The 26429-nt window shown below is 51.2% G+C and carries 28 protein-coding genes and 2 tRNA genes; 26 read left to right on the forward strand and 4 right to left on the reverse strand.

Translation table 11 applies throughout. The annotated features are described in order from the left end of the window. Window positions 1-440: 440 nt before the first annotated feature. Together LGS26_RS01050 and LGS26_RS01055 are read left to right on the forward strand one after the other, a co-directional pair. A tRNA-Val gene (locus LGS26_RS01050) sits at window positions 441-515 on the forward strand. Between the two features lie 42 nt (window positions 516-557). Next, window positions 558-634: transfer RNA gene (locus LGS26_RS01055), tRNA-Asp, on the forward strand. A 66-nt stretch (window positions 635-700) separates the two neighbouring features. Here LGS26_RS01055 and LGS26_RS01060 read toward each other — a convergent pair. Then, window positions 701-1477, reverse strand: a complete 777-nt coding sequence (locus LGS26_RS01060) for a DNA-binding protein (RefSeq protein ID WP_237888834.1) — start codon at window positions 1475-1477, stop codon at window positions 701-703. 231 nt (window positions 1478-1708) lie between these two features. On the opposite strand from LGS26_RS01060, the gene LGS26_RS01065 reads away from it, so the two are divergent. The 19 genes from LGS26_RS01065 (at window position 1709) to LGS26_RS01150 (ending at window position 18345) form a co-directional block, all read left to right on the forward strand. Then, window positions 1709-2128, forward strand: coding sequence for a Fur family transcriptional regulator (locus LGS26_RS01065; protein ID WP_237888835.1), 420 nt, complete (start codon window positions 1709-1711; stop codon window positions 2126-2128). 44 nt (window positions 2129-2172) lie between these two features. Continuing rightward, a complete protein-coding gene (gene rbr, locus LGS26_RS01070) occupies window positions 2173-2748 on the forward strand; it encodes a rubrerythrin (protein ID WP_237888836.1) in 576 nt (191 codons plus the stop codon). Between the two features lie 39 nt (window positions 2749-2787). Further along, window positions 2788-3420 carry a peroxiredoxin gene (locus tag LGS26_RS01075; protein WP_237888837.1) on the forward strand — a complete coding sequence of 211 codons (633 nt, stop codon included), beginning with the start codon at window positions 2788-2790 and terminating at the stop codon, window positions 3418-3420. 93 nt (window positions 3421-3513) lie between these two features. Further along, window positions 3514-4860, forward strand: coding sequence for a multiheme c-type cytochrome (locus LGS26_RS01080; RefSeq protein ID WP_237888838.1), 1347 nt, complete (start codon window positions 3514-3516; stop codon window positions 4858-4860). Between the two features lie 13 nt (window positions 4861-4873). Further along, on the forward strand, window positions 4874-6403 hold the full coding sequence (locus LGS26_RS01085) for a multiheme c-type cytochrome (RefSeq protein ID WP_237888839.1): 1530 nt from the start codon (window positions 4874-4876) through the stop codon (window positions 6401-6403). A 14-nt stretch (window positions 6404-6417) separates the two neighbouring features. Further along, entirely contained in the window at window positions 6418-6792 is a 375-nt protein-coding gene (locus LGS26_RS01090; RefSeq protein ID WP_237888840.1) for a desulfoferrodoxin, read from the forward strand. Window positions 6793-6797: 5 nt separating this feature from the next. Next, window positions 6798-7340, forward strand: a complete 543-nt coding sequence (locus LGS26_RS01095) for a ferritin (protein ID WP_237888841.1) — start codon at window positions 6798-6800, stop codon at window positions 7338-7340. A 12-nt stretch (window positions 7341-7352) separates the two neighbouring features. Then, complete coding sequence (locus LGS26_RS01100) at window positions 7353-7586, forward strand: rubredoxin (protein WP_237888842.1); 234 nt, start codon at window positions 7353-7355, stop codon at window positions 7584-7586. A gap of 23 nt (window positions 7587-7609) precedes the next feature. After that, a complete protein-coding gene (rd, locus tag LGS26_RS01105) occupies window positions 7610-7771 on the forward strand; it encodes a rubredoxin (protein ID WP_237888843.1) in 162 nt (53 codons plus the stop codon). 55 nt (window positions 7772-7826) lie between these two features. Next, window positions 7827-8183 carry a cytoplasmic protein gene (locus LGS26_RS01110; protein WP_330873301.1) on the forward strand — a complete coding sequence of 119 codons (357 nt, stop codon included), beginning with the start codon at window positions 7827-7829 and terminating at the stop codon, window positions 8181-8183. 30 nt (window positions 8184-8213) lie between these two features. Beyond that, window positions 8214-9404, forward strand: coding sequence for an FprA family A-type flavoprotein (locus tag LGS26_RS01115; protein WP_237888844.1), 1191 nt, complete (start codon window positions 8214-8216; stop codon window positions 9402-9404). Between the two features lie 2 nt (window positions 9405-9406). Beyond that, a complete protein-coding gene (locus LGS26_RS01120) occupies window positions 9407-9991 on the forward strand; it encodes a DVU0298 family protein (protein WP_237888845.1) in 585 nt (194 codons plus the stop codon). An 85-nt stretch (window positions 9992-10076) separates the two neighbouring features. After that, the gene (locus LGS26_RS01125) at window positions 10077-11108 is read left to right on the forward strand and encodes a PAS domain S-box protein (protein ID WP_237888846.1); all 1032 of its coding nucleotides are present in this window, start codon (window positions 10077-10079) and stop codon (window positions 11106-11108) included. A gap of 4 nt (window positions 11109-11112) precedes the next feature. Continuing rightward, on the forward strand, window positions 11113-12423 hold the full coding sequence (locus LGS26_RS01130) for a cytochrome ubiquinol oxidase subunit I (RefSeq protein ID WP_330873302.1): 1311 nt from the start codon (window positions 11113-11115) through the stop codon (window positions 12421-12423). Window positions 12424-12454: 31 nt separating this feature from the next. Further along, complete coding sequence (cydB, locus tag LGS26_RS01135) at window positions 12455-13480, forward strand: cytochrome d ubiquinol oxidase subunit II (RefSeq protein ID WP_237888847.1); 1026 nt, start codon at window positions 12455-12457, stop codon at window positions 13478-13480. A 222-nt stretch (window positions 13481-13702) separates the two neighbouring features. Beyond that, window positions 13703-14698, forward strand: coding sequence for a hypothetical protein (locus tag LGS26_RS01140; protein ID WP_237888848.1), 996 nt, complete (start codon window positions 13703-13705; stop codon window positions 14696-14698). Between the two features lie 148 nt (window positions 14699-14846). After that, window positions 14847-15476 (forward strand): HAD-IC family P-type ATPase, encoded by a 630-nt coding sequence (locus tag LGS26_RS09705; protein ID WP_330873303.1) that lies wholly within the window; start codon window positions 14847-14849, stop codon window positions 15474-15476. A 71-nt stretch (window positions 15477-15547) separates the two neighbouring features. Continuing rightward, window positions 15548-15913 (forward strand): hypothetical protein, encoded by a 366-nt coding sequence (locus LGS26_RS09710; protein WP_330873305.1) that lies wholly within the window; start codon window positions 15548-15550, stop codon window positions 15911-15913. Between the two features lie 158 nt (window positions 15914-16071). Beyond that, window positions 16072-18345 (forward strand): ATPase, encoded by a 2274-nt coding sequence (locus LGS26_RS01150; protein ID WP_237888849.1) that lies wholly within the window; start codon window positions 16072-16074, stop codon window positions 18343-18345. On the opposite strand, the gene LGS26_RS01155 is transcribed toward LGS26_RS01150, so the two are convergent. From LGS26_RS01155 to pstS, 3 genes are read right to left on the reverse strand one after another with little or no spacing between them, the layout of a single operon-like run. Beyond that, on the reverse strand, window positions 18328-19581 hold the full coding sequence (locus tag LGS26_RS01155) for a sensor histidine kinase (RefSeq protein WP_237888850.1): 1254 nt from the start codon (window positions 19579-19581) through the stop codon (window positions 18328-18330). The genes LGS26_RS01150 and LGS26_RS01155 overlap by 18 nt on opposite strands. Before the next feature lie 2 nt (window positions 19582-19583). Further along, the gene (locus LGS26_RS01160; RefSeq protein ID WP_237888851.1) at window positions 19584-20276 is read right to left on the reverse strand and encodes a response regulator; all 693 of its coding nucleotides are present in this window, start codon (window positions 20274-20276) and stop codon (window positions 19584-19586) included. Between the two features lie 56 nt (window positions 20277-20332). Beyond that, window positions 20333-21418, reverse strand: a complete 1086-nt coding sequence (gene pstS / locus LGS26_RS01165; protein WP_407932020.1) for a phosphate ABC transporter substrate-binding protein PstS — start codon at window positions 21416-21418, stop codon at window positions 20333-20335. Between the two features lie 232 nt (window positions 21419-21650). Here pstS and LGS26_RS01170 point away from each other — a divergent pair, with 232 nt between their 5' ends. The 5 genes from LGS26_RS01170 to LGS26_RS01190 all read left to right on the forward strand — a co-directional run bounded on the left by LGS26_RS01170 (window position 21651) and on the right by LGS26_RS01190 (window position 26417). Further along, window positions 21651-22403 (forward strand): hypothetical protein, encoded by a 753-nt coding sequence (locus LGS26_RS01170; protein WP_237888852.1) that lies wholly within the window; start codon window positions 21651-21653, stop codon window positions 22401-22403. A gap of 103 nt (window positions 22404-22506) precedes the next feature. After that, window positions 22507-23862, forward strand: coding sequence for a KamA family radical SAM protein (locus LGS26_RS01175; protein WP_237888853.1), 1356 nt, complete (start codon window positions 22507-22509; stop codon window positions 23860-23862). Continuing rightward, window positions 23863-24867, forward strand: coding sequence for a D-alanine--D-alanine ligase family protein (locus LGS26_RS01180; RefSeq protein WP_237888854.1), 1005 nt, complete (start codon window positions 23863-23865; stop codon window positions 24865-24867). Next, complete coding sequence (locus LGS26_RS01185; protein ID WP_237888855.1) at window positions 24845-25921, forward strand: D-alanine--D-alanine ligase family protein; 1077 nt, start codon at window positions 24845-24847, stop codon at window positions 25919-25921. The genes LGS26_RS01180 and LGS26_RS01185 overlap by 23 nt, the downstream gene beginning before the upstream one ends. Then, a complete protein-coding gene (locus tag LGS26_RS01190; protein WP_237888856.1) occupies window positions 25893-26417 on the forward strand; it encodes a GNAT family N-acetyltransferase in 525 nt (174 codons plus the stop codon). The genes LGS26_RS01185 and LGS26_RS01190 overlap by 29 nt, the downstream gene beginning before the upstream one ends. Window positions 26418-26429 lie beyond the last annotated feature (12 nt).

The raw sequence follows: 26429 nt of genomic DNA on the forward strand, positions 1-26429 counted from the left end.
CTGTTTCCATGACACAAGGATGGATGCATCTCAACTAAATATTTTACCCTTGATTCGATGGCGTCCGGTCTCAACATACCTGACTTTCTTAATCCTTTTAACGCCCCGTTAAAGATATCCGTAATATTGGATTCTATCTCGCCAATCCTCCGGCTCACATAGCCGCATGCAATGGGAACCTTACAGGCAGGATTGCCTATACCAAGCAAGGTCTTTATGAGTCCTGTTTTAGAAGAAATAACACCTCAGCCTTATTATTGCGCACAATAAAATTTAATCTTTCCGATATCGTTCACAGCTTTCTAAAAGGGTGCGCCCCCTCAAGCAAATTATAAGTTATTGATTTGGTTATGGCGATTAGCATGTAAACGGATCACTTGCTTACAATTATAATGCCCTTGACACCAAAAAAATCAAATGGTACAAGAAAAATCTCTTAAGGGCGGGTAGCTCAGCGGGAGAGCATCGGCCTTACAAGCCGAGGGTCACAGGTTCAAATCCTGTTCCGCCTACCACCCTAGTTTCAAAAGAAGGTAAATGAAACGACTTAAAAATTCGGGGTCGTAGTTCAGCCGGTTAGAACGCTGGCCTGTCACGCCAGAGGTCGCGAGTTCGAGCCTCGTCGGCCCCGCCAAAAATTAAAGAGGCAGACCGCTTATTGCGTCCGCCTCTTTATTCATTTGTGGTCTATCCCGAAAAATCAATCTTTTCGTATTGTTGCATCTTCCATTATGGCACTGCACCTATATCCTGCGCCGAAATCCCTGTCTGAATGCAGTATTCCACTTGCGGTCACCACATCGCCGACTGCCGGCAGGTCCTGTGATGTAACAACAAGATCAAAGTCGCCCTTTTCTTGTGTGCCTGAGCCGTCTTGAATGTGCACCCAGTTTTTACCCATAATGCCGGTCGACACCTTTACCACTACACCTCTTACAACCGCCTGTTTGCCGTTGATCTCCGCCTTCGTCCTGTAGATCTCCGCAATCGTATAGCTATTAGGGCCCTTGGCCCGTTCGATCCTTACATCTTTTTTCTCCAACAAGACATGATGGACCGCCCCATCCTCGGCGGCCAGAGCGCCTTGCGAGTGGCCGCCCGATATGATACCTGACGAGAAAACGATCCTGTCGAACGTGCGCTTAAGCGTATTGCTTGTAAAACCCTTCATCTCAATGCCCGGATCAAGCAGCAGATCGTCTCCAATTGAAACCTTGGTCTCTGGCATCGCCACCCATATTTGAGAGTCGCCTCTATCAAGCAATACATACGTATAGCCGCCACTGTCCATGGTCTGGATGACCTTGCCCTTGAGATAATCAGTCGTGGCTGCATGCCCAGAATCAGTCTTTGTCTGCGTCTGCCCAGGCTTGTTTTCCGTACGGCGACCGCCTTCGCTGGAGCATGATACGAACAAACCCCAAAAAACAGCTGCCGACAAACCCAAGATAACGATCGTTTTTGCCCCTTTTCTCATTGGTTGCGCTCCTTGATGTTTAAATATTGATTCCTAAAAATTTTCAAAACATCTTCTCCGACGACAATCCTGGGATATGAAAAACCCGATCTTGCAGCTAATTTGCTATATTATAATAAAAAATCTATTTCATCACCTTGTTATTGTTGTTATCGGCTAGGCGAAGATCAATCCTTGACAAAAAACTTTTTTAAATTAAAAATAATAATTATTCTTTAAAAAGATACCTCAATGAAAACAAACAAGATCAGGATGACCCGGCAACGTGAGATAATAATTCAGGAACTGAGGGCGCTCAAAACCCATCCGACGGCAGATGAACTGTATGACAAGGTCAAAAAACGCCTCCCTAGGATCAGCCTTGCAACCATCTACCGCAATCTGGAAACACTTGCAGCCCTAAATATCATTCAAAAACTTGAGGTGACGGGCAGACAAAAACGTTTTGACTGGGATACATCGAATCACTATCATATAAAGTGTATCAAGTGCGGCAGGGTCGATGACATCCCTGCAATCCAATTAAATGAGATAGAAAGGGCTGTTACAGATCCGTGCGGCTATACAGTGCTTGGTCATCGCCTTGAATTCGAAGGCATATGCCCGGGGTGCAAAAAGAAAGGGGAACGATCATCCTCAAAAGAAAGATAATTTTTATATCAATAAGTTAAATTTAAATAAGGAGGTGCGTTTAGATGGACAGGATCAAAGGCACACAGACAGAAAAGAACATCCTCATCGCCTTTGCGGGTGAATCTCAGGCAAGAAACAGATACACCTACTATGCAAGCCAGGCAAAAAAAGAGGGTTTTATACAGATTGCAGCCATCTTTGAAGAAACAGCCAACCAAGAAAGGGAACATGCAAAACGGCTCTATAAACTCCTTGAAGGCGGGGACGCAGAGGTAACGGCAATTTTTCCGGCCGGTACCATTGGATGCACCAGGGACAATCTCCTCCATGCAGCCCAGGGCGAGAACTACGAACACAGCCAGATGTACCCCGGCTTTGCAAGGATCGCCAGGGAAGAGGGATTTAATGAGATAGCTTGCATATTTGATGCCATAGCGGTCGCTGAAAGACAGCACGAAAAGAGATACAGGGCACTGGCCAAAAACATAGATGAAGGAAAGGTCTTCAAACGCGAAGAGACCGTGGTCTGGCGCTGTAGAAACTGCGGCTATCTCCATGAGGGAAAAGAGGCACCTGAAAAATGCCCTGCCTGTGCACACCCGATAGCCCACTTCGAATTGCTGGGCGAGAATTGGTAGCTATAAAAACCAAAACAAAGATAACAGGAGGTAGTATTTATGTGCAATCTGGTTACAAAAGAGGCGCCTGACTTCAAGGCAAAGGCGGTCATGCCCGACAACAACTTTAAGGAGATAAGCCTTTCTTCGAACAGGGGAAAATACATCATACTTTTTTTCTATCCCCTTGATTTCACCTTTGTCTGCCCGTCCGAAATACTGGCCTTTGATACGGCGCTGGACGAGTTTAAAAAGAGAAACTGCGAGGTCATCGGGGTCTCGGTAGACTCCGAATACACCCATCTCGCCTGGAAAAACACACCTGTCAACAATGGAGGCATAGGCAATGTCAGATATCCTCTGGTGGCGGATCTCTCGAAACAGATATCCAGGGCCTACGGTGTTCTGCTGGAGGAAGCTGGCGTGGCCTTACGCGGCCTGTTCCTTATCGACAAGGGGGGCATTGTACGGCATGCGCTCATAAATGATCTGCCGCTTGGCAGGAATGTCGATGAGGCCATCCGTATCCTTGACGCCTTGCAGTTCCACGAGGCCCACGGCGATGTCTGCCCGGCAAACTGGAGGCCTGGCGAGGAGGCCATGAAGCCTACCAAAGAGGGTGTGGCGAGCTATCTGGCCAAGCACGGCGCGCAGGGCGCAAAGAAAGGCTGCAAAAAGAGCGGATGCAAATAATTTTACTTACCTAAAGTACTGATGCCCATCTTTAAAATCGCTTTTTTAAAGATGGGCATGTGAATTTTACGTTAAAAAGGGAGGAGGGTAAAAATGAAAGCGACCATAAAGGGCGTAATAATGGCTGTTGCAGCGCTTTTTTTAACACCGGCCTTGGGCTTTCCGGCGGATATGGGGAAACTTAAGTACGACGACTTCCAGAAACCCGACTACTGCGCCAGCTGTCACATACAAATACACGAGGAGTGGGCGCAGAGCCTCATGTCCCAGTCCTATACCCACAAGTGGGATGAGGTTGAATACTTTAAGCTTGCCCTTCCCCACGCCTTGAAACTTGAAAAGGTGTCAGGGGTGAAGGCAGGATGTATCGCCTGCCACGGACCTCTGGCCTTTCTCTCAGGCGACATCCCGCCAAAGCCGGTTGTGGCGAATACCCGCGCAAACGAGGGGGTCTCCTGCGAGATCTGCCACAATATAACAGGGAGCACAGAGAAGGCGCCCTACAACTTCAGTTTCACAATTGATCCAAATGGCATAAAGCGCGGACCGAGAAAGGACGCCGAAAGCCCTGCACACGGCACGCAATTCTCTGAATTCACCAGGAGCCCAGAGCTCTGCGCCACCTGTCACGACGAACAGAGCCCCTACGGCGCATGGGTAAAAGAGACCTACAGGGAGTGGAAGGCCGGGCCCTATGCAAAAGAGGGGACAAGATGCCAGGACTGCCACATGTATCACTCACCGGGCAAATCGACCGACATGGGCCCTGAGAGAAAAGACATCGCCCATCACGTCTTCCATGGCTCACACTGGCCGAACAAGCTGGCCGGGGTCATTGATCTGGCCCTTTACACAGAAAACGCCACGGTTTCGCCGGGCCAAACGATAAACTTCCGGGCCGAGCTCTTTAACGGCAAGGCCGGTCACTTCGTGCCATCCGGCTCGACAGAGGAGCGCATGCTCTGGCTCGAGGTCTGGGCGGTGGATGCAAAAGGCAGGCGCTATCCCGTGCCTGTAACAAAAAAAGGCTTCAAAGATGAAGGATTCACTATCGCCGACTCAAAGACCCTGGCCTATCAGGACTATGGCGAGATCATGAATATAAAGGGCTTCAAGGGCCTCAAGAGGGATGGAAATGTGCCGGACGGGGCGCGCATCTTTAGAAGACCGTTTTTCAATCCAAAGGGCGAAATGACCACCTGCCAGTGGTACACGGTAGAAAACACCCGGGTTGACTACAGAATCGGGCCCAGGGAGACGAAGATCGAACACTACAGCTTCAACCTCCCCAAAAATCTTCCAAAGGGTGCGCTTACGATCGAGGCCAGGCTCTACTACAGCGAGGTCCCAAGCTCTGTGGGCGATTTTTTTAAACTCCCAAAGGAGGAATACGCGCCGATCCTGGTAAACGAAAACAGACTGTTATTCGCGGTCAAATAAGGAGGATCAACCGATGAAGATTATTAAAAGATATCTCACGGGCGCAGCCTTGATCACCGCATTGATGGCGCACGGCACAGGCAGCGCCCTTGCCCAGGGCAAGATAAGCGATGCCACGCAGGCCTGTCTCGGGTGCCACGAATCCGCAACCCCAGGGATTGTGGCCGACTGGAAGAGCGGGCGCCATTCAAAAATGACCGTCGAAGAAGCCCTCAAGAAGCCGGTTATCGAAAGACGCATATCCATAGAAAAGGTCCCTGCGGGCATGTCTGGGATAGTTGTGGGCTGTGCCGAGTGTCACACAATAAATGCAGCCTCTCACAAGGATACCTTTGAACACAATGGCTTCAAGGTCCATGTGGTTGTGACCCCCCAGGACTGCGCCGAATGCCACCCGGTTGAAAGGGACGAATATGCAAAGAATATCATGTCCCATGCCTATGGAAACCTTGTAAATAACCCTGTCTATCACGGCCTTATGGACTCGACAAACGGCATAGCCGCATTTGACGGCAAAAAGGCGACTATCGGCAAGCCAGATCAGATCACACAGGATGACTCTTGTCTCTACTGCCACGGCACAAAGATAGAGGTAAAGGGCCTGAAGGCGCGCGACACCTCGATGGGGGAGATGAAATTCCCCGAACTTGCAGGCTGGCCAAGCGTAGGGGTTGGCCGCATAAACCCCGACGGCTCCAAGGGCTCATGCACCTCGTGCCACCCGAGACACGCCTTCTCCATCGAGGTTGCGCGAAAACCTGCCACATGCTCGGAATGCCACAAGGGCCCTGATGTCCCTGCCTACAAGGTTTACAGTGTGAGCAAACACGGGAACATCTACGCCGCCGACAAAGAAAAATGGCATTTCGATGCGGTGCCGTGGAAGCTGGGCGAAGACTTTACCGCGCCCACCTGTGCGACGTGTCATGTGAGCCTGCTTGTCACCAAGAGCGGTGAAGTAATAGCCAAACGCACGCACCAGATGAGTGACAGGCTTCCCTATAGGCTCTTCGGTCTTATCTATGCTACACCTCAGCCAAAGTCACCTGATACGAGCATCATCAGGAACAAAGCCGGCCTGCCGCTTCCGTCCGAGCTTACAGGCGAACCGGCGGCCGCTTATCTGATCGATGCAAAGGAACAGGCCCAAAGGCTTGCAACAATGGAGGCCGTATGTCTCGCCTGCCACACCCAGCCTTGGGTGGACGGACACTTTGCAAGGCTGGATCAGTCCATAAAGACCACTAACGAGATGACGCTTACAGCCACAAAGATCGTCCTTGCCGCCTGGGGTAAAGGCCTGGCTAAGGGGCTTGCCCAGCATGACAGCATATTTAACGAGGCCATTGAGAAGATGTGGATAGAGGAGTGGCTGTTTTTCGCCAACTCAACCAGATTCGCCTCGGCAATGGGCGGCGCCGACTATGGGGTCTTTGCAGATGGGCGTTGGGCCATGTCACGCAACATCCAGAAGATGTCCGACTGGCTCAAGTTTCTTGAGGCTGCGCACAAGGGTATAAAGGACAATAAAAAGAAAAAATAAAGGAGGAACACAAGATGACAAAGAGGCTACAGATTTACAAGTGCGAGATATGCGGAAACATGGTGGAGATGGTCCATGATGGCGTGGGGCAGCTCGTCTGCTGCGGACAACCCATGAAGCTCATGGAGGAAAATATCGTAGATGCGTCCAGGGAAAAACACGTCCCTGTGATCGAGAAGGTCGATGGTGGCTACAAGATCAAGGTGGGCAGCGTTCCTCACCCGATGGAGGAAAAGCACTATATCGAATGGATCGAGCTCATTGCGGACGGCAGGGCCTATAGGGAATTCCTGAAGCCAGGCGACAAGCCCGAGGCCTTTTTCTGCATCGACGCAACGAACATAACCGCCCGCGAATACTGTAACCTTCACGGGCTATGGAAGGGATAAAGACCATGCTCAGCAAAAAGATGCAGGACCTATTGAACGACCAGATAAATTTTGAATTTTATTCGGCCTATATCTATCTGTCCATGGCGGCATATCTCCAGGCGAATGACCTGCTAGGATGCGCCCATTGGATGAGGGTGCAGACGCAGGAGGAACTCATGCATGCCATGAAAATGTACGACTTCGTCAATGACCGTAGCGGCAGGGTGGTTCTGAAGGAGATCAAGGGGCCAAAGGCAGAATGGGCGTCACCGCTTGAGGCCTTTGAAGATGCGCTCAAACACGAGCAGACAGTGACAGGCCGCATAAACCACATGATGGACATCGCCATTGAGGAAAAGGACCACGCCACCCAGATATTCCTCCAGTGGTTTATCTCCGAGCAGGTTGAAGAGGAGGCGTCGGTAGGCGCGGTAATCCAAAGACTGAAGCTTGCTGGTCAATCTCCGGGCGGGATGTTCATGGTGGACAAGGAGCTTGCTCAAAGGATATTCACGCCGCCTCCCCAGACATCCCAAGCGCCTCTAGCGCCGCCCCAAAAGGCCTGAAGGAGCAGAAATATGTCAAGACCAGAGGATATGTGGCAGTGCCAGACCCTGAATTGCGGATACATCTATGACCCAGACAGGGGTGACAGAAAGGGCAAGATACCGAAAGGGGTGAGGTTTAAAGACCTACCCGACGGCTGGAGATGTCCCGTGTGCGGGGCCACAAAGGCCATGTTTAGGCCCCTTGCGGGCCCTGGATCTGTTATGGAGGAACAGGCCATACCTGGACCTCAAACTGAAGTCTAAAAAGATAAAAGGAGATGACAGAAATGAAAAAATACAAGTGCTCTGTTTGTGGATATGTCTATGACCCTGCAGTCGGAGACGCTGAAAACGGCGTTGAGCCTGGCACCCCGTTTGAGAAGCTGCCTGAGGACTGGGTCTGCCCGGTATGCGGGGCTGCAAAGGATCAATTTGATCCGATAGATTAAGGATCGGCCATGTCCAGAGAAGGACGGCCTTCCTGACAGGACCCTGGGGGACGGCATGAAAAAGATGAAAAAGATAGTGATCTTTGCATTCAGGGGCGAGGCCATGTGTTTTGTGCATGTCCTCTTGAATTCCCTCGACCTCAATAAAAAGGATATGGGAGGCAGAATAGTCATTGAAGGCGAGGCGACAAGGCTCATACCAGGGATGGAAAGACCCGACGACTTTCTGAACAACTTATATCTCAAGGTTAAAGAAAAGGGCCTCATAGACGCGGTCTGCAAGGCCTGCTCTCAAAAGATGGGCGTGCTGGCCGAGGTGGAAAGGCTTGGACTCCCGATAGCGTCAGATATGTCGGGTCATGTAGCTATGGCAGGATATATTGAAAGGGGCTTTGAGATAATAACCCTTTGACATGATTATAGATCTATAAGGAGGCAAGAAATGACTGCAACAGAGATAAAAAAAGACATCTACTGGGTCGGGGCCGTGGACTGGACTATCCGCGACTTTCATGGCTACTCCACCTATAAGGGCACGACCTATAACGCATATCTCATGAAGGATGAAAAGACGGTCCTATTTGACACGGTAAAGAAAGAGAAAAAGGGCGACCTTGTCCATCACATCAGGGCCATCATGGACCCTGAAAAGATCGACTACATCGTGGTGAACCATGTAGAGATGGATCACTCAGGCTCTCTGCCCGATATGATCGACCTGATAAAGCCCGAGAAGGTCTTCTGCTCAGCCATGGGCAAAAAGGCCCTGATTGAGCATTTTCATCGGGAGGACTGGCCATTGGAGGTGGTTTCGCCAAACCAGCCGATAAGCACCGGAAAGAGGTCCATCCAGTTCATTGAGACCAGAATGCTCCACTGGCCGGACAGCATGTTCTCTTACATCCCAGAGGAAAAACTCCTGATCTCCAGTGACGCCTTCGGCGAACACTGGGCGACCAGCGAACGTTTTGATGACGAGGTGGATTTTGACGAACTCATGCGGCACAACGCCAAGTATTACTCAAACATCCTGCTCCTGTACTCGCCTCTGGTGCAAAAGCTCCTTGAAAATGTAAGGAAATCGGGGCTGCAGATAGATATGATTGCACCTGACCACGGCCTTATAAAACGCTCTCACATAGCAGACATCCTCAAGGCCTATGACGACTGGTCAAGCCACAAGGCAAAGAAAAAGGCGCTGGTGATCTATGACACCATGTGGCACAGCACCGAGATGATGGCGAAGGCGGTTGCGGACGGGATCATGGATGAAGGCGTAAGCGTCCAGCTCCTGGACCTGCAGGTAAACCACCGGAGTGACGTCATAACCGAGGTCCTTGACGCCAAGGCGGTCGTTCTCGGATCCCCCACACTCAACAACGGCATGCTCCCTCGTATGGCGGGCTTTCTTCAGTATATGAAGGGGCTGAAGCCCGGCAACAAGATCGGCGCGGCATTCGGCTCATACGGCTGGAGCGGCGAGGCGGTAAAGCAGATGAATCAGGCCATGGAAGAGATGAAGTTTACGGTCACAGAGCCCGGCATCCGCATAAAATACGTCCCGGCGCACCCAGACCTCAAAGAATGTGTGGAGATGGGCAGGAGAATAGGTAAGGCCGTAAAGGCAGACTAGGCATGGACAGGCGGGCGCTGGGGCAAACCTTGAGGGAAAAAGGACTTGAAGAGGTACTGCGCCAGCTCTCCGGCCTCTCTGCCAAAAAGGCCATAAACACCCTCATTCCATCTCTTTACTCGCCTGACGAGGTGGTGAGACTCAAAGCCGTCTCTGCCTTTGGTGACATGATGAAAAGACTTGCCGGAGAAGACATGGAGGCGGCCCGCATTGTAATGCGCCGGCTTATGTGGAGCCTCAATGACGAATCAGGCGGCATCGGCTGGGGTGCGCCGGAGGCGATGGCAGAGGCCATGGCAAGGCACAAGGGCCTCCTAGAAGAGTATGGACAAATACTGCTTTCTTATATACGGCAAGACGGCAACTATCTTGAATATGCCCCACTAAGGAAAGGGGCGCTCCGGGGGATCATGAGGATATCTGAGACAAACCCGGACTTTTTAAAAAAATGCAAGGCCATCGTATATATAAAACCATTCCTTGTGTCTCCTGATCCGCTTGAAAGAATGTACGGCTCACTAATAGCAGATCGCATAGGCGAAAAGGAAGATTACAAGGCGCCTTCAAGCCCGGCAGGCGATAAGTAAAAAGGATGCATATATTATTTTGGACGAATGGAATTGATTAGGATACCGTCGCCAAAGATTGCGCCGAGGGGGCAAGAGATGAATTATGCAAGCAAGCCGCAATGATCGTTCCCTGCTGTTCGTCGCGGACGGATACCCAATAAAACCTGCAATCGCCGCGGCGGTCGCAAAGACCTTAAAAAATGATGGGCTCGCCATATTAGTCGGGGGCAGACCTGTGGCGGAGTGGACGCCTTCGGAATCGACGATAATGGCTGAGGCGGGCCTTGGGCTTCCTGAAAGGATAATCCCGATCGACGGGATAAATCTCCACCTCTTTGACCTGATCATATGTTTCGGCAATGAGAAATGTCCGGGATACCAGGCGCTCCCAGGAAATCCGATTTTCATCAAATGGGCGGTTGACGAAGATGTGGAAACCGGTCCACCATACCACGATATCCGCATCTTGCGGGGAATGAGGGACAGGATATCTCAACTGACCCATGATTTTTTTGAACAGGGCTATTTCAACGCCCTCATTCAGGTAAAAAAGAACGCGGAATTGGTCATGGATAATCTATACGACGGCATAATCGCCCATGACCTAAAAAGGCGCATATTTTATTTCAACAGGGCGGCGGAAGAGATCACAGGCTACAACCGTCAAGACATACTCGGCAAGGATTGTCACGAGGCGTTTCCTGGCAAATTCTGCGACAGCAGGTGTTCTTTTTGCGACGGCAAGAGAGATGTATCCGGACTCCCGTGCCATTATCCACTTACGATAAGGAGCAGACAGGGTGATGTGAAGAGGGCCGAGATGTCAGTAGTGCCCATGAGGTTTCTTAAAAAGAATAAAACGGACGATTTTATGGAAGATGATAATAAATTAATCGACATGGCCTTAGAAATGGTCCGCGATATGATCATACTTGCTGACAGGGCGGACGCTGACTGCCAAAACGACGGCTGTAGACTCTTGTTTGGGGTGATCAGAGACTGCGCTTACCGAATAAGGATGGAGATAGAACGAGAAAGACAGGCGAGGGCATCCGCTGAATCGTATCTATGCGGCATGGCAAAATCAGACAAACAAAAGGGCATAAAGGCCTTTAAAATCAAAGACAGGGGGTAGGATTATGGATGTATTGATGTTGTCGAGGCTGCAGTTTGCTGCCGCCACTATGTTTCACTTTCTCTTTGTCCCGTTGACCTTAGGGCTTTCGATTCTGACCGCGGTCTTTGAGACCATGTATGTAAGGACCGAGGATGAAGATTACAAACGGGCTGCCAAGTTTTGGGGCAAACTCTTTCTTATCAATTTCGCACTGGGGATCGTGACCGGTATCACGTTGGAGTTTCAATTTGGCACCAACTGGTCGCGCTATTCAAAATATGTAGGCGATATCTTCGGTTCGCTCCTGGCCATCGAGGCTACGCTGGCCTTCTTCCTGGAATCCACCTTCGCAGGCCTCTGGATATTCACATGGGACAAGGTCTCAAAGAAGACGCATGCGGTCTTTATCTGGCTGGTGGCCATTGCGTCCAATGTCTCGGCCCTTTGGATACTCATCGCAAACGCATGGATGCAAAGGCCTGTCGGCTATGTGCTAAGAAACGGCAGGGCTGAACTGGACAATTTTACAACCGTCATCACGAACAAGTTTGCAGTGCTGGAATTCCTGCATACCATAAGCGGCGCCTACATCTTGGCCGGTTTCTTTGTAATAGGCGTCTCAGCTTATCATATCCTCAGAAAAAACGAGGTCGTCTTTTTTAAAAAATCGTTCAATGCCGCAGTGACCTTCACACTCATATTCGCCTTATTCGAGGTATTCAACGGCCACTTAAACGGTTCCGAGGTGGCGGAGACACAGCCTACCAAGCTTGCCGCCATGGAATCCCACTGGGAGACGGATTCTTATGCGCCGATGTACCTATTCCTGATCCCTGATGCAAAGAATGAGAGAAACAGTGTAGAGATCCTGCCAATCCCTGGCGCACTGAGCCTGCTTGCCTTCCATAGGGCCTCAGCTGAAGTAAAAGGTCTTAAGGACTTTGCGGTCCAAGACCGTCCACCTGTAGGACTTACTTTCTGGTCGTTCAGGATAATGGTGGGTCTTGGGTTTCTCTTTGCAGTCCTTGCCGTGATAGGCTGGTTTAAACGCAACGACATAGAAGAATATCCAGGGTATTTGAAACTAATGGTCTGCGCCATTCCCCTTCCATATATAGCAAACGAAGCGGGCTGGATAGTTGCGGAAGTGGGCAGGCAACCTTGGATCGTATACGGGCTCATGCGGACATCCGATGCCGTATCAGTGCTTGCGGTATCTCAGGTGGCCGTCTCTTTGGCGGCGTTTGTAATACTTTATACGTTTTTGGGTGTTGTGGACTTTTATCTACTTGCAAAATATGCCCGCAAGGGCCCAAATCCGGCCAAGGCTTAGACAGATCAAAAAAAATAAAGGAGGCGTCATCATGCTTGAGACTATATGGTTCATACTATGGGGTGTACTCTGGGCGGTATATTTCATGCTCGACGGTTTTGATCTGGGCCTTGGCTCGCTAATGCCCGTATTGGCCGAAAACGAACAGGAAAGGCGGATTGTCTATAACGCCATGGGTCCGTTCTGGGACGGAAACGAGGTCTGGCTGATCACTGCGGGCGGCGCTACATTTGCGGCATTCCCGGTGGCATATGCAGTCATGTTCAACGGTCTATATGCAGCCCTACTCCTGCTCCTGTTCGCCCTTATCTTAAGGGGGATATCGTTCGAATTCCGCAATAAGGTGGACAGCCCGGGTTGGCGCTCAATCTGGGATGCGTGTCTAGTTATTGGAAGCTTTCTGCCCGCACTCCTTTTGGGCATCGCCTTTGCAAACATATTTCAGGGTATCCCAATAGATGAAAACGGGGTATTCCAAGGCGGGCTCCTCACCCTCCTAAACCCCTATGGCATTGCCGGTGGTGTACTCTTTGTGCTCCTATTCATGCTCCACGGCTCTATCTGGCTTGCAATAAAATCCGAGGGCGATCTACAGACAAGGGCCGGACGGATGGCATCCAGGCTTTGGCCCATACTACTTGTAGTGGCGATACTGTTCCTTGCCTTTACGTTCTTCGCCACCCATCTCTTTAACAACTACCTCAAGACACCGGTGCTCATGATCATACCTTTGATCGCGGTAGCGGCACTTTTGATAACAAAAGTCTTCATCGGACGGATGAACTGGTGGAAGGCGTGGTTCGCCTCAAGCACCACCATACTCTTTATCACCTTTTTCGGCGTGGCAGGGCTCTTCCCTGATCTCCTGCCATCAAGCCTCAATCCTAACTACAGCATAACGGCCTTTAATGCGGCCTCAAGCCAACTTACATTGAAGATCATGCTGGTCGTGGCCCTGGTCATAGTGCCTATCGTGATCGCCTATCAAACATGGGTCTATATCTTTTTAAGGGGTAAGGTTACGGAAAAAGACCTGACCTACGAAGAGGCATATTAAAAAAGATATAACCGACTTCAAAGTCCATCTCTTGTCCGGGTTGTCCAAGACAGTCATTGCAGGGGCATAGGAAACCGCCCCTGCAATCAAAAAACAATAGTCCAATGCAGCAAAAATCTTCTTAATCCTGCATGCGACAGGATGGATCTAGCTGCGCCCTATTTCAAGACAAGATCTCGGTCATTGAAGGGTTAAATAAAAAAAACAAAAGGGAGGGTATCTATGAAAAGTCTTGGTTTATTAAAGATTGGGATTGTAATGCTCATCATGGCTATGGGTATCTTTTATCCTAGTTTCGGCATTTGCAACGATGATTTTGACAGATTTATCATGCCGGTGTCCAACCCTATATATCTAGGAGACGCAAGAAACGTCACCATGATAAGACCTATTTATCTCTTTCAAAGGCTCCCCCAAAAGGTCGATACCATAATAGGCAAGGTCCCGCTTGGCGGCCACATAAACGGCTTCGCAATTCAGGCGAGTTACGCCTTTAACGATAGACTCTCGCTTGTTGCAGTGAAGGACGGCTATATAGACTGCAGGCCCAACAATACCCTAAATGATCACAACGGCTGGGCCGATATAGCCGCAGGGCTCCAATATTCATTTTTGTATCACCCACAAGACAACTTTATCATGACCGCCAGGCTTGTTTATGAAATGGCAAGCGGTAGCGATCAAGTCTATCAGGGAAACGGCGACGGCAACTTCAATCCATCCATCTTGTTCTTGAAGGGGATCGACAGGCTGCAATTCTCAGGGGCGCTCGGCCTTGTAGTGCCGGTTGACAGAAACCAAGAAAACACCCTGTTTTATGATTCGTGGCACCTTGATTATGCGGTTACAGACTGGTTCAGACCCCTTGTTGAACTCAATCATTTCTATGTCATAGACAGCGGCGACAGGGATCCATGGATCAGGAACGCCATAAATAAGCTCGGGGTCGAAAGGGCGTTAAGCGCAACGCTCGGCACAAGCAAGGAAGACGATGTAGTCGCAAGCGTCGCCAAATTCAATGGATGCGACATTGTCGACCTCGGCGGCAGGTACAATGACGACCACAGGAATCTCGTCACCCTCGCCTTCGGCTCAAGGTTCAGGGTTACAAACTGGCTGGACTTCGGTGCAGCCTATGAAATCCCACTCACAAGCAAAGAGGATGGCCTGATACGCGACAGATTGATGCTGGACGCCATAGTGACGCTCAAATTCTAGGCCACATTCATTTTTATTTTATTTTTTTATGATATAATTCAGACAGGCGATAGCCTATCGCCTGTCTGAATCCTTCTTAAGGATCGGCACGTAAAAAGCTTCCCGAGCAAGATAACGAACCAGACCATCCCGTCAAGGAGGTGCGCTGATGGTTGAGACCTCGTCAACAAAACCACATGAGGCCCTACATCATGGACTGAGTTCCGACGAAGCGGCCCGTCGATTGCAGCAATACGGTCTAAATGCCTTGGAGGAGAAAAAAATCTCCATCCTGCGCCAGCTGCTCGGCTACTTCTGGGGGCCGATCCCATGGATAATCGAGGCGGCGGCCCTGCTCTCGGCCATCGTCAGGCACTGGGCGGATTTCTGGATCGTCACCGCCCTGCTCATCTTCAATGCGGCGGTAGGCTTCTGGCAGGAATACACGGCCGGCAATGCGGTGGAGGCGCTGAAGAAACAGCCCGCCACGCGCGCCAAGGTGTTGTGCGATGGTCGGTGGCAGGAGATCGACGTCAAGCCGTTGGCGCCAGGCGACATCATCCGCATCCGTTTGGGAGATGTGATCCCGGCTGACGTCAAATTGACGGAGGGGGATTATCTGAGCGTGGATCAATCGGCCCTGACCGGCGAATCCCTGCCGGTGACCAAACGCGCCGGTGACGCGGCCTTCTCGGGCGCTGTGGTCAAACAGGGCAAGGTGGTGGCCGAGGTCACAGCCACCGGCAAGAATACCAGGTTCGGCCAGACCGCATCATGTTCTTTGTGGTGCTGGCGATGATGTTCTTCGACTTCTATCCGATCACCGCCGTCATGATCATCCTGCTGGCGTTCTTCAACGACGTGCCCATCATGACCATCGCCTATGACCGCACTGGTCTTGAACAGCGCCCCGTGCGCTGGGACATGCGCCAGGTCATCACTGTGACAACCGCAATGGGGTTCGTTGGCGTAATAGGAAGCTTCGGGATGCTACCGATCGGCCATGGACTGGCTCAAACTGGGCGTGTCGCAGATACAGACCTACGTCTTCCTCAAGATGGCAGTGGCTGGTCACCTGGTGCTATTTGCGGCGCGCACCAAGGACCATTTCTGGAAACGGCCCTGGTCCGCCCCCATCATGGTCTGGTCGGCGGTTATCACCAAGTTGGAGCACCCTGCTGGCCGCCTACGGCTTTGGGCTCATCATGCCCATCACCTGGCCGGAAACCGTCCTGATATGGGGATATTTGTTCATCTCCGTCCTTATGACAGATCTCGTAAATGTTCATGTTTACCACCATTTGCGACCTAGACACACTAGATCAGAAAGAAAGGAACGCGCCATTACCGTACCATGTATTTAACCTGCCATTATTTTTTAAGGAGTTGTTGAAATGCCTGATTGGAAAAAAAAGAAGATATTGCTCATGGGCTCCAGGGTGACGATAACAAATATGCCCATAAAAGAGGTGAACCTTATCGCCCAGGGGAGTCTACCGGCCTACGGCTATGACCCAGGCGACTTCATAGAACTGATGGCGGGCAAGGTCACGATTGAAGAGGGACGTCTTGAGCAGTGCCTCACCTGGCTCTCCTCCTACCTGACCGCATCGGGGCTAAATCCGAGGATTAGCACCCTTAATTACGGCGTACGAAGAGACGTCTTTCAGATATTCAAAAAACGCAGCAGCCAAGGCCCTGTCGAAAACGATCACGGCTGGTTCATGGTCCAACAAATACTCCCTCCCGGGGGAAGAAGTACCGAACCTGACCATATTGAAATAACAAACGACAACAAATCGGCACTGGAGGCAAACAACGGCATAGTGATCATTGACGACGGGGGAAATCCGCCGAGACTTGCAGGAGAAATAAAAGAACTCAACCCAGGGGCATGGGCGATAGCCCTCGGCATAAGCGCGGCCCACTGGCAAGGCTGGGTGGAATCTTTTAAGGAAAATTTCATATTGATATGCAGACTTTCCGATCTCGAAACCACGCGAATGGAGATGGACAGCTCAATCCTATGGGAATCCACTGTGGCAATGGCCGTAAGGGCGCTGAAGAGCCCAGAGGTGGGGCTTTGGGATGAGAGATCGAACCGCTTCAAATGCCACATAATGGTTGAGATGTTTCCTGACGGCATACTTTACATCGGCCCTGAAACGGCCATGTTCAGGCATTGGGAGGGGGCCCTTCCAGGGGTTGGATCACGCAATACATATGGTTCGGTGCCATGCTATGATACACTTCTTCCCGCCATGCTTTCGATAGACTGTCTGCGTATAGGCGGGATACCGCTCGACAGCAACTACTTTTTTGATTTATCAAAACGCGTCCTCCTGAACTGGCATCAGCTCCACCAGCATGGATATTACTTCACCGACGGCTTGGAATTCCCGAATCTCGACTTTTCATCAACATATCCTACCGGGGTCCCATGCTCATTCCTGAATACATACGATGACCCATGTTTCTTTGTACTGCCACCCTTCACCCCACATCTTGAACACATGCTGGAAATCGTCTCCAGCCAGTCATGGTGCAAAGACAGAAAACAGGCCATAAGGTCGTTTTTCAGGGCCAATACACCGGCCAATCAGTGTGAAACAACCGGCCCAGCAGCAACCGCAAGAGACCTGGGGTATATAGGTGTTATACTCTCGGTGCTGAAACACCTAAAGGAAGAAGTAAACCGCAAGGCCGGCTTCAAATATCTGCGCCTCTTCCAGGTAGGCGCCCTCCGAACAACGGACCCGGTCGAGATCGAACCGGTCATGGCCCTTCAAAGGGTGATGGACAGCTATGTTACAAAGGAACATGTCAAGCGCCCTTTATGCGTAGGGGTATTCGGTCCACCGGGCTCAGGTAAATCATTTGCCGTGGAAGAGGTTGCAAGGGTCATCTCAAAAAGGTTCGACAGAAACCCGTTTGAATTCTTTCAATTCAATCTGACGCAGTTTTCAGGTCCTGAAGAGATAAATTCAGCCATCGATCTTGTCAGGGCCTCTGTAGCAAAGGGAAGGATCCCGATCACCTTTTGGGACGAATTCGACTGCCGCTATGACGGGTTTGAATTCGGATATCTGAGATATTTTCTACCGTCCATGCAAGACGGCGTCACATACGTAAACGGCATTCCCAGGCACATAGGCCGGTCGATATTCGTCTTTGCAGGCGGGGTAAAAGAGTCATGGGATGACATGACCGCACTCCTGCAACAACCCAGCGATCAAATAGACAGGATGGTCAAGACCCTCAAAATCCCTGATTTCATGAGCAGGCTCAGGGTGGTCTTGGACATAGAGGGTATAAAGATCCCTGAGGAACTACTAAGAGATTCGACGTCTGGCGAGGACCTTGAAACCCTGCGGATGATCCTGCTCAAGAGGGCCTTTATAATAGCGCACCAGATGGACAACCACTGGCCGAAGGCCGCCCGAAAGACCTCCGGACTCTTGCTGCGGCTCCTCATAGCCAGATACAAATTCGGCGCACGATCCATTGAGGCGGTGATAGAATCGAGCCATGCTGCCGACCGGCTCGTCTACGGACTGCCTGAGCTTATTGCCCCTCCTGCCGCAAGGATACATGCCGAATGGCGGATAGACCTTGAAAGGAGGGTAGACCAAATCAGAAAAGAATTCGGCCTAAGGGGGGTCTGGTAGAGAAACAGGGACGGCAAGATAGAATGTCGATCCATGGCCGAGTCGGCCTTCCACCCACGTTCTGCCATTATGGATCTGGGCCACCTGCCTGACTATCGAAAGCCCAAGGCCGGCACCTCCGGTCTTGTCGTTTCCAAGCCTGTAGAACCGCTCAAACACCTTATCAAGGGCATCAGTCGGTATGCCCGGCCCTTCGTCCGATACGGACAAGACGGCCTCTGCCCCCTGCACTTCCATGACGACCGCCACGCCCGATCCTTCACTGGAATACTTTACTGCATTGTCAATAAGATTGACGACCGCCTGTTCAATAGCCGAGGGGGAGGCAACAATCAGGACATCCTTCTCAGGCAGCCTTATATCAAGTCTTATCCCCTTCTCCTCCGAAAACGGCGACATCGCATCAACAGCCTTGAGTACCACCTCCTTGAACGACAACTTTTCGGCACCTTTCAGACAGCCCGCGCTTTCAAGCTGGGCCAGCGTCAGTATATTACGGACAATACCGGCGAGCCTGTCCGAATTCTTGAGTATGATCGTCAAAAACCGCCTGGACATCTCTGGGTCAAGCGACCCTTGGTCGAGAAGTGTCTCGGCATATCCCTTGATAGAGGTAAGCGGCGTCCTCAACTGATGCGCCACATTGGCGACCAGATCCTTTGCCACCTGCTCCGAGCGGACAAGCCCTGAGACATCATTAAAAATCATGAGGCACCCGCCACCATCAGAACTGTCAAGCCTCCTGACGGTTACATCCATCTCCTTGTTATTTTGTACTATCCTGATGTTTCCGGTCTGTTCGAGACAGGTGTCAACATCCTTCAGGGCCCTGATAATCTGCGGCGCCCTTACAAGCCCCTGAATGTCCCGGCCTATCCAATCATCAGGATGGGCATCGGACTGATTTAGCATCTTCAAGAGCGCATTGTTTACAAGACTAATTCCACCCCGTCCGTCTGTCAGCAAGACGCCTTCATTGATGTCATAAATGATTGCATTAAGGGCTTTTATCTTCGCATCTTGCTCAATGACAACACCGGCAAGCGCCTCAACGACGCCGGGCACATCGTCTCCGACCTTCTCCCGGCTTAAGAGACCCTTTTCAAATAGGGCCTGCAGCAGGTCTGAAGGGGGCGCACAGGCCTTTCGAAACCCACTCCAAGGCCTTGCAAATACGTATCTAAGGATGAAAACGGCTGTAAGCAACGCGGCTGCAAGAACTAAGAGGGCACGCAATTTCAGGCCCTTTCGTTGAAGCGATAGCCCATGCCCCTTACGGTCTCTATGCAGCCGCTCAAGGCACCGAGCTTTTTTCTGAGCCTTCGTATGTGGGTATCGACGGTCCTTGCGTATCCATCGAAGGAATAACCCCATACCCTGTCGAGGAGCGTCTCGCGGCTCTTTACGTTGCCAGGGGTCGAGATAAGCTCCTTAAGAAGCCTGAACTCTGTTGCGGTCAGATCTACAGCCTCTCCGCCAGCCTTGACGGCATATCTCCCTAGATCCATCTCTATACCCCCGGCCTTGAGTATATCCACGGATCTGTCCTCCTGCGGATAGGTCCTGGCGATTACAGCCTTTATGCGGAGGATCAGCTCCCTTGGACTGAAGGGTTTTACGATGTAATCATCCGCCCCGAGCTCGAGGCCGACGATCCTGTCTGTTTCAGAGCCCCTGGCCGTCACCATGAGGATAGGAATATGTGAAAGCTTCGGATCCCGCTTGATGCGTTTACACACATCAAGCCCATCCACATCTGGAAGCATGAGGTCGAGAAGGATCAGGTCGGGCCTAAACTGCCTCACGTAAGACAAGGCATGGCGTCCCTCCGGGAGCACCATGGACTCAAACCCTGCCTGATCCAGATTAAATCTTATGAGATCCGCTATGTCTTTTTCATCCTCGACCAAAAGTATACGTTGTTTAACCATAGCCGATAAATTAGACAGGGGAAAGGAGACCAACCGCTCCATTCCCCACGAAGGGATCAGTTCGCCGGCCAGACGGCCTTGCCGCCGGACCTTATCTCTTTAGTCCACATATCCTCCACCATCTTCACCGCCTCATCGGGCATAGGGATATATATGAGCTCCTTCGCCATATCACCGCCGTTCTTGTAGCACCAGTCAAAAAACTTCAAGACAGACCGTGCCTTTACAGGATTGGGTTGATCTTTATACATCAAAATGAATGTCGCCCCCGTAATAGGCCATGACCCAGCCCCTGGCCCATTCACCAGCACGACCTTCATCCCTACAGGGGCATGTTTCCAGTCCGCGCTTGCCGCAGCCGCACGGAAGGTCTGATCGTCGGCGACCACAAAATGTCCGTCCCTGTTTTTAAGGCTCACTGTTATGAGCCTGTTCTGAAGGGCATAGGCATACTCCACATAGCCAATGGCACCATTTACCCTGTTTACATAAGAAGCCACACCCTCATTACCTTTACCGCCGAGCCCGACCGGCCAGTTGACCGCCTTGTCGGCACCGACCGCCTTGCCCCACTCAGGGCTTACCGCCGCAAGATAATGGGTGAATATCCAGGTGGTGCCGGAGCCGTCCGCCCTATGGACAACAGTTATTGCGGTCGAAGGGAGATTCACTGTCGGATTCAAGGCCTTTATCCTGGGGTCGTTCCATGTCTTTATCTCACCCAGATATATCTTTGCAAGGGTCTCCCCGTCGAGTTTGATCTCATTGGCCTTAACCCCCTTGAGATTTACGACCGGCACTATCCCACCCATCACCATTGGAAACTGAACAAGACCAGCTGCCTCCAACTCCTGCGGCTCAAGAGGGGCGTCGGATGCCCCGAAGTCCACAGTCCTTGCCTTTATCTGTTGAATGCCGCCGCCTGAACCGATGGATTGATAGTTGAGCTTAACACCCGAGACCTCTTGGTATGCAGCCGCCCACTTTGAATAGATCGGATAGGGGAAAGTTGCCCCTGCACCGGTTATGGTTTCTGCAAGGCACTGTGAAAAACCGGCCACGAAAGGCAAAAACACCATCAAAAAACTAATGGATGCCAGTCGTCGGACATACAACCTCAAAGACCCTGTTGTCATTTTCATTTCAAACCTCCTTTAGAATATTTGCCTAACTATTTATTTATAATAAAGGCTATCCATTGATTGTTACAGAAAAATGACAAAATTGTGTCAATATTATAAAACAAAACCAACAAACTGCATTCGGATTTGCATCAAGCAAAAAACGGTCGGCTTCAGGGCTTGACTTTGGATTTTAAATAATCATAATCCGCTATAAAAATGATCGGTAAGGATCAAATCTAGAGGTGATGTCATGAACAAAAAGACGCCCTTCAAACCGGCCTCTTCAATCCTTGCAACGTTGATCGCAACCATCTTCCTTGCATCGTGCAGCACCGCCTACAAAAGCCAGGAGGTGTCATTCCGTTACCCGACGTCTTATAATTTCTCACAAGACATCGCAGGGGCGAAGGTTGCGGTAGAGGCCTTCGCCGATAAAAACAGGGCAAAAAGCGCATTTGGCTTCGACATCCTTGGCGCAGGCGTCCTGCCTGTACAGATCGTAATCGACAATGAAGGGACCCATGGGCTTGAAGTAGTCCCGGCCCAAACCTTTCTGATCGATTCAAACGGCAGGATGTGGAATATCCTCGACAACATACAGGCATATGAACGCCTTGAAAAAAGCTCAGAATTTACAAATATCGCAAAGTCTTCCGGCGCAGGGGCGGCCCTTGGCGCAGCGGGCGGCGCACTGGTAGGGGCCGCTGTCGGCATACTCTCGGGCAGAGACATCGGAAAAGATATACTTAAAGGCGCAGGCGCAGGGGCGGCAGGCGGCGCACTGGTAGGCGGGGCCCAGGGCCTCAACACCGACGAGGTCTCTGAGAAGATATCGAACGACCTTGCCAGGAAGCAACTCAAAAACAGACCTGTCGAGCCAGAAAATCTGGCGAGAGGCTTCATGTTCTTCCCCGCCGAGGCGAGTGGGGCAAGACAACTCCGTCTTCAATTGAAAGAAACCGATACTGGAAAGATACACACGGTCACGCTGATCGTAAATTAGGTTGCCTGTCAAATGCCAGAGATGGCAGGATCGTCTCTGTTTTCTGGTCCTTGTTTTGATTTTATGATAAGCGCATATGCATAGGCGCTGAAAGAGGTAAAATATGAAAAGATCCCCGACAGTCTTCGCTCGTGAATGCGCTGCGATCGAACCAGCCACCGCCAATGAGCCTCCTTCGCATCAAGACGAAGAGCCTCCTTCGCCTCCATGCCGGTCGAACATACCGCCAGCGCTCGCCAGTCTCTGGGCTGACATCACGCAAGCACAGTGGAATGATTGGCGGTGGCAGTTCAAAAACAGACTTCACAGCCTGAAAGACCTCACCCTCCTTCTTGGCCTCAAACCAAAGGTGTTGGATAGATTCAGAAGGCTCCTTGACACATATCGTTTTTCGGCAACGCCTTATTACCTTTCCCTTATAAACTGGAACGATCCAAATGACCCTATCTTCCGTCAATGCATCCCTGACCTTGCAGAGATTGAATACAACGGAACCAGTGCAGAGATCAGCTGCATGCAAGAGATCGATACGGAAGACCCCCTCGAAGAGGAAGAAGACAGCCAAGTGCCGGGACTAGTGCACCGCTACCCCGATCGAGTCCTTGCGGTCGTGACAAACAGGTGTTCCATGTACTGCCGCCACTGTACCAGAAAACGCATATGGCACGAACCAGAGGCGGAAAGGAGCTACCAGGACCTCCAGCGCATGATCGACTATGTCGCTGCTACACCAAAGGTAAGGGAGGTGATTGTATCGGGTGGAGATCCCTTGACCATGAACATGGACAAGCTCGACTGGTTTCTGGGCGCACTTGAGGCCATCCCCCACGTCGAGGTGCTAAGGATCGGCACCCGCATACCCGTTGTACTGCCTATGCGCATAACCGACGAACTCTGTGCAATGCTCGGCCGCCACCGCCCCCTTTGGCTCAACACCCAGTTCAACCACCCCAACGAGGTGACACCCGAAGCGGCCCTGGCGTGCGACAGACTGTTGAAAACCGGCATTCCTGTCTCGAACCAGACCGTCCTCCTGAGGGGCGTAAACGATTCATTGGAGATCATAAAGGCACTATGTCATGCATTGCAGCGCATCATGGTAAGGCCATATTATCTGTTTGAGTGCGATCCTGTAAAAGGGGCGGAACACTTCCGCACCAGCATCTGGACTGGCGTCAATATTATCGAAGGCATGAGGGGACATACAGGCGGCCTCTGTATCCCGACCTTTGTGGTGGATGCAACAGGCGGGGGCGGTAAGATACCCCTTCAACCCTTCTACCTCTTGTCAGCCAATGATGAAGAGGTGATATTCAGGAACTATGAGGGGTTGATCATAAGATATCCCAATCCGTATCCTGAAAATGACCCTGCAAAGAGACATGCTGCATCACCGCCACCCGCTGATGAAGGAGACCGATACAGACGCAGGCATCTAAAGGCCGGAGGTACAATATAAATGCACCTAGGCCTTACATACGACCTCAAGCAAGACTACATGGATAGAGGATGGAGGCCCGATGATGCGGCCGAATTCGACTCAGCCGAGACTATAGACGCCATAGCCTCTGCGATAGAAAGGCTTGGACACAGGGCAAGCCGTATAGGCAACTGCCTGGACCTTATAACGGCGCTGGCCGCCGGTAAACGCTGGGATCTCGTATTTAACATAGCCGAAGGCACACACGGGAGAAGCAGGGAGGCCCAGGTGCCTGCTATCCTTGAGTGCCTCTCCATACCCTACACCATGTGCGACCCCCTTACCGCATCCATAACACTTGACAAAGAAACGGCTAAACGGATAGTGCGCGACCACGGCCTTGCCACCCCTGATTTCACGGTGATCAAAAGGCCCGGCGACATAAACACCGTCACGCTGCCATTTCCGCTTTTCTTAAAGCCTGTGGCAGAAGGTACGGGCAAGGGCATATCATCGCGATCCCTTGTAAGAGATCATGACGAACTCGAGTCCGCCGCGCTAGAAATGCTCAAGACCTATGCCCAACCCGTACTGGTTGAGGCTTATCTCCCTGGACGCGAAGTCACTGTGGGCGTAATAGGCACCGATGACGAGGCCGAGGCAATAGGCGTTATGGAGATCATATTCAAACCAGGGATAAAAGATGCATTTTATTCCCACCACGTAAAAGACAACTACAAAAAATTCGTAGAATACAGGCTACTTGAGCCAGGAGATGATGCGCGGAAGGCTGAAGAGCTTGCCGTATCAGCCCACACGGCCCTGGGGTGCAGGGATGTATCAAGGGTGGACCTCAGGGCTGACGGTCATGGGAAATGGCATTTCCTCGAGGTGAACCCGCTTCCCGGTCTGCACCCAGTTGATTCAGACCTTCCTATACTCTGTCGGCTTAAAGGTATTGAGTATCACAAGCTGATAGAAAATATCATATCCTCAGCGCTCAAACGAATCCATTCCCCTTATGCGGGTAGCAATAATATATAATGCCGTAGACGGGAACTGCGATCCGTCCGAACTTGATGTCTTGGATCAGGCACAGACAGTGGGTAAGGCCCTCGATGTACTAGGGGTAACATATGCCGCCTTACCCATAACTAAGATATTCAAGGATCTTATGTATGGCATCGAGAGATTCAGGCCTGACATAGTCTTCAATCTCGTTGAATCAGTTAGCGGAAAAGATGAACTCCATCCAAATATCGCAGCGGTGCTTGAACTGATCGGGCTTCCATTTACCGGATCATCGGCCCGAGGTCTCTGGCTTACCACTGACAAGATCATTGCCAAGGAGATAATGCAGGCGAGGGGCATACCAACCCCTGATTTTTGGACATATCCAGAGGATATGCGGCCCTACCGGGTCTGCCGCACAGGCGAATGGACCGCAGATGATCACCTGCTGGCTTGCGGACATGATGTCCGCTGTCGAAAAACCGGGGGTCCGTGGATCGTAAAGCCCGCTGCAAAGGATGCCTCTATCGGCATAGACGAAGATGCCGTCTTTTCCTCCGCGGATGATCTCATGGCAGGGCTGTCGTCGAGATGGAAGGCGCCTGACGCTAAACCGTTCCTGGTAGAGCGATACATACACGGACGAGAATTCAACATATCCATGCTTGAAAGACCTGGAGGTGTCGAATGTCTGCCTCCGGCGGAAATCGTGTTCCGCAATCACCCGAAAGGGCGCCCGAAGATACTTGACTGGCAGGCGAAGTGGGACACATCAGCCCTATCTTATCATAACACGGTGAGATCATTTGACTTTACGCCAGAAGATCTTCCGCTTCTCGAGAAGCTGAAGGCCCTGGCAAAGGCGTGTTGGAAGGCCTTTGAACTAAACGGCTATGCAAGAGTCGACATGAGAGTAGATGAAAACAAGATGCCCTGGATCCTCGAGATAAATGCAAACCCATGCCTGTCCGGTAATGCAGGATTCATGGCTGCGGCCAGGGAGGGCGGACTTTCGAAAGAAGAGGTCATCAAGAGGATACTTGAGGCCGCAATGCGATATGAACAGCCTTTATCCCATAAACCTTAGAACGCATCTAAACGCAACGGACGCGGTCGGAATCAAGGCGCTGCTCGATCGCACAGGCCTCTTCAGGGCCGATGAGGTGGTCGTGGCCCTGGAACTGGTAAACGACCGCCTGTTTCTACACGGAGACAAAAGCGATTACCTGTTTGTCGTGGCGGAGACATCTATCGGCGGCGCTGAAGGTCTCGCAGGTTTTGCATGTTACGGACGCATCCCGTGTACCAAAGCGAGTTTTGACTTATACTGGATAGCCGTAGAACCTGAAATGCAGGGCCTTGGCATCGGCAAGGTCATCCTCAGTCTCGTCGAATCCATGATAATCAGCTCAGGAGGCCAAAGGCTCTATGCCGAAACCTCGTCACAACCCTCTTATGAAACAGCCCGTCTGTTTTATGAAAGATGCGGCTTTAAGCGCCTTGCCTTCTTGGAAAATTTTTATGCCGAAGGTGACGGCAAGATCATATACGGCAAAAAACTTACACCTCCAATATCAAACTAAGCATGAATATTG

Origin of the sequence: Dissulfurimicrobium hydrothermale, assembly GCF_022026155.1 — a bacterium.
GTDB classification, from domain to species: Bacteria; Desulfobacterota; Dissulfuribacteria; order Dissulfuribacterales; family Sh68; genus Dissulfurimicrobium; species Dissulfurimicrobium hydrothermale.

Excerpts from the sequence above, each read along its gene's own strand:
- LGS26_RS01120 (WP_237888845.1), top strand. The coding sequence starts at position 9,407 with ATGGACAGGCGGGCGCTGGGGCAAACCTTGAGGGAAAAAGGACTTGAA.
- LGS26_RS01140 (WP_237888848.1), top strand. The coding sequence starts at position 13,703 with ATGAAAAGTCTTGGTTTATTAAAGATTGGGATTGTAATGCTCATCATG.
- rbr (WP_237888836.1), top strand. The coding sequence starts at position 2,173 with ATGGACAGGATCAAAGGCACACAGACAGAAAAGAACATCCTCATCGCC.
- pstS (WP_407932020.1), bottom strand. The coding sequence starts at position 21,418 with ATGAAAATGACAACAGGGTCTTTGAGGTTGTATGTCCGACGACTGGCA.
- LGS26_RS01180 (WP_237888854.1), top strand. The coding sequence starts at position 23,863 with ATGCACCTAGGCCTTACATACGACCTCAAGCAAGACTACATGGATAGA.
- LGS26_RS01170 (WP_237888852.1), top strand. The coding sequence starts at position 21,651 with ATGAACAAAAAGACGCCCTTCAAACCGGCCTCTTCAATCCTTGCAACG.
- LGS26_RS01150 (WP_237888849.1), top strand. The coding sequence starts at position 16,072 with ATGCCTGATTGGAAAAAAAAGAAGATATTGCTCATGGGCTCCAGGGTG.
- LGS26_RS01100 (WP_237888842.1), top strand. The coding sequence starts at position 7,353 with ATGTCAAGACCAGAGGATATGTGGCAGTGCCAGACCCTGAATTGCGGA.
- LGS26_RS01160 (WP_237888851.1), bottom strand. The coding sequence starts at position 20,276 with ATGGTTAAACAACGTATACTTTTGGTCGAGGATGAAAAAGACATAGCG.
- LGS26_RS01190 (WP_237888856.1), top strand. The coding sequence starts at position 25,893 with ATGAACAGCCTTTATCCCATAAACCTTAGAACGCATCTAAACGCAACG.
- LGS26_RS01125 (WP_237888846.1), top strand. The coding sequence starts at position 10,077 with ATGCAAGCAAGCCGCAATGATCGTTCCCTGCTGTTCGTCGCGGACGGA.
- LGS26_RS01075 (WP_237888837.1), top strand. The coding sequence starts at position 2,788 with ATGTGCAATCTGGTTACAAAAGAGGCGCCTGACTTCAAGGCAAAGGCG.
- LGS26_RS01115 (WP_237888844.1), top strand. The coding sequence starts at position 8,214 with ATGACTGCAACAGAGATAAAAAAAGACATCTACTGGGTCGGGGCCGTG.
- LGS26_RS01080 (WP_237888838.1), top strand. The coding sequence starts at position 3,514 with ATGAAAGCGACCATAAAGGGCGTAATAATGGCTGTTGCAGCGCTTTTT.
- LGS26_RS09710 (WP_330873305.1), top strand. The coding sequence starts at position 15,548 with ATGACCATCGCCTATGACCGCACTGGTCTTGAACAGCGCCCCGTGCGC.
- LGS26_RS01110 (WP_330873301.1), top strand. The coding sequence starts at position 7,827 with ATGAAAAAGATGAAAAAGATAGTGATCTTTGCATTCAGGGGCGAGGCC.
- LGS26_RS01175 (WP_237888853.1), top strand. The coding sequence starts at position 22,507 with ATGAAAAGATCCCCGACAGTCTTCGCTCGTGAATGCGCTGCGATCGAA.
- LGS26_RS01130 (WP_330873302.1), top strand. The coding sequence starts at position 11,113 with ATGGATGTATTGATGTTGTCGAGGCTGCAGTTTGCTGCCGCCACTATG.
- LGS26_RS01060 (WP_237888834.1), bottom strand. The coding sequence starts at position 1,477 with ATGAGAAAAGGGGCAAAAACGATCGTTATCTTGGGTTTGTCGGCAGCT.
- LGS26_RS01085 (WP_237888839.1), top strand. The coding sequence starts at position 4,874 with ATGAAGATTATTAAAAGATATCTCACGGGCGCAGCCTTGATCACCGCA.
- LGS26_RS01065 (WP_237888835.1), top strand. The coding sequence starts at position 1,709 with ATGAAAACAAACAAGATCAGGATGACCCGGCAACGTGAGATAATAATT.
- LGS26_RS01185 (WP_237888855.1), top strand. The coding sequence starts at position 24,845 with ATGCGGGTAGCAATAATATATAATGCCGTAGACGGGAACTGCGATCCG.
- rd (WP_237888843.1), top strand. The coding sequence starts at position 7,610 with ATGAAAAAATACAAGTGCTCTGTTTGTGGATATGTCTATGACCCTGCA.
- LGS26_RS01095 (WP_237888841.1), top strand. The coding sequence starts at position 6,798 with ATGCTCAGCAAAAAGATGCAGGACCTATTGAACGACCAGATAAATTTT.
- LGS26_RS09705 (WP_330873303.1), top strand. The coding sequence starts at position 14,847 with ATGGTTGAGACCTCGTCAACAAAACCACATGAGGCCCTACATCATGGA.
- cydB (WP_237888847.1), top strand. The coding sequence starts at position 12,455 with ATGCTTGAGACTATATGGTTCATACTATGGGGTGTACTCTGGGCGGTA.
- LGS26_RS01090 (WP_237888840.1), top strand. The coding sequence starts at position 6,418 with ATGACAAAGAGGCTACAGATTTACAAGTGCGAGATATGCGGAAACATG.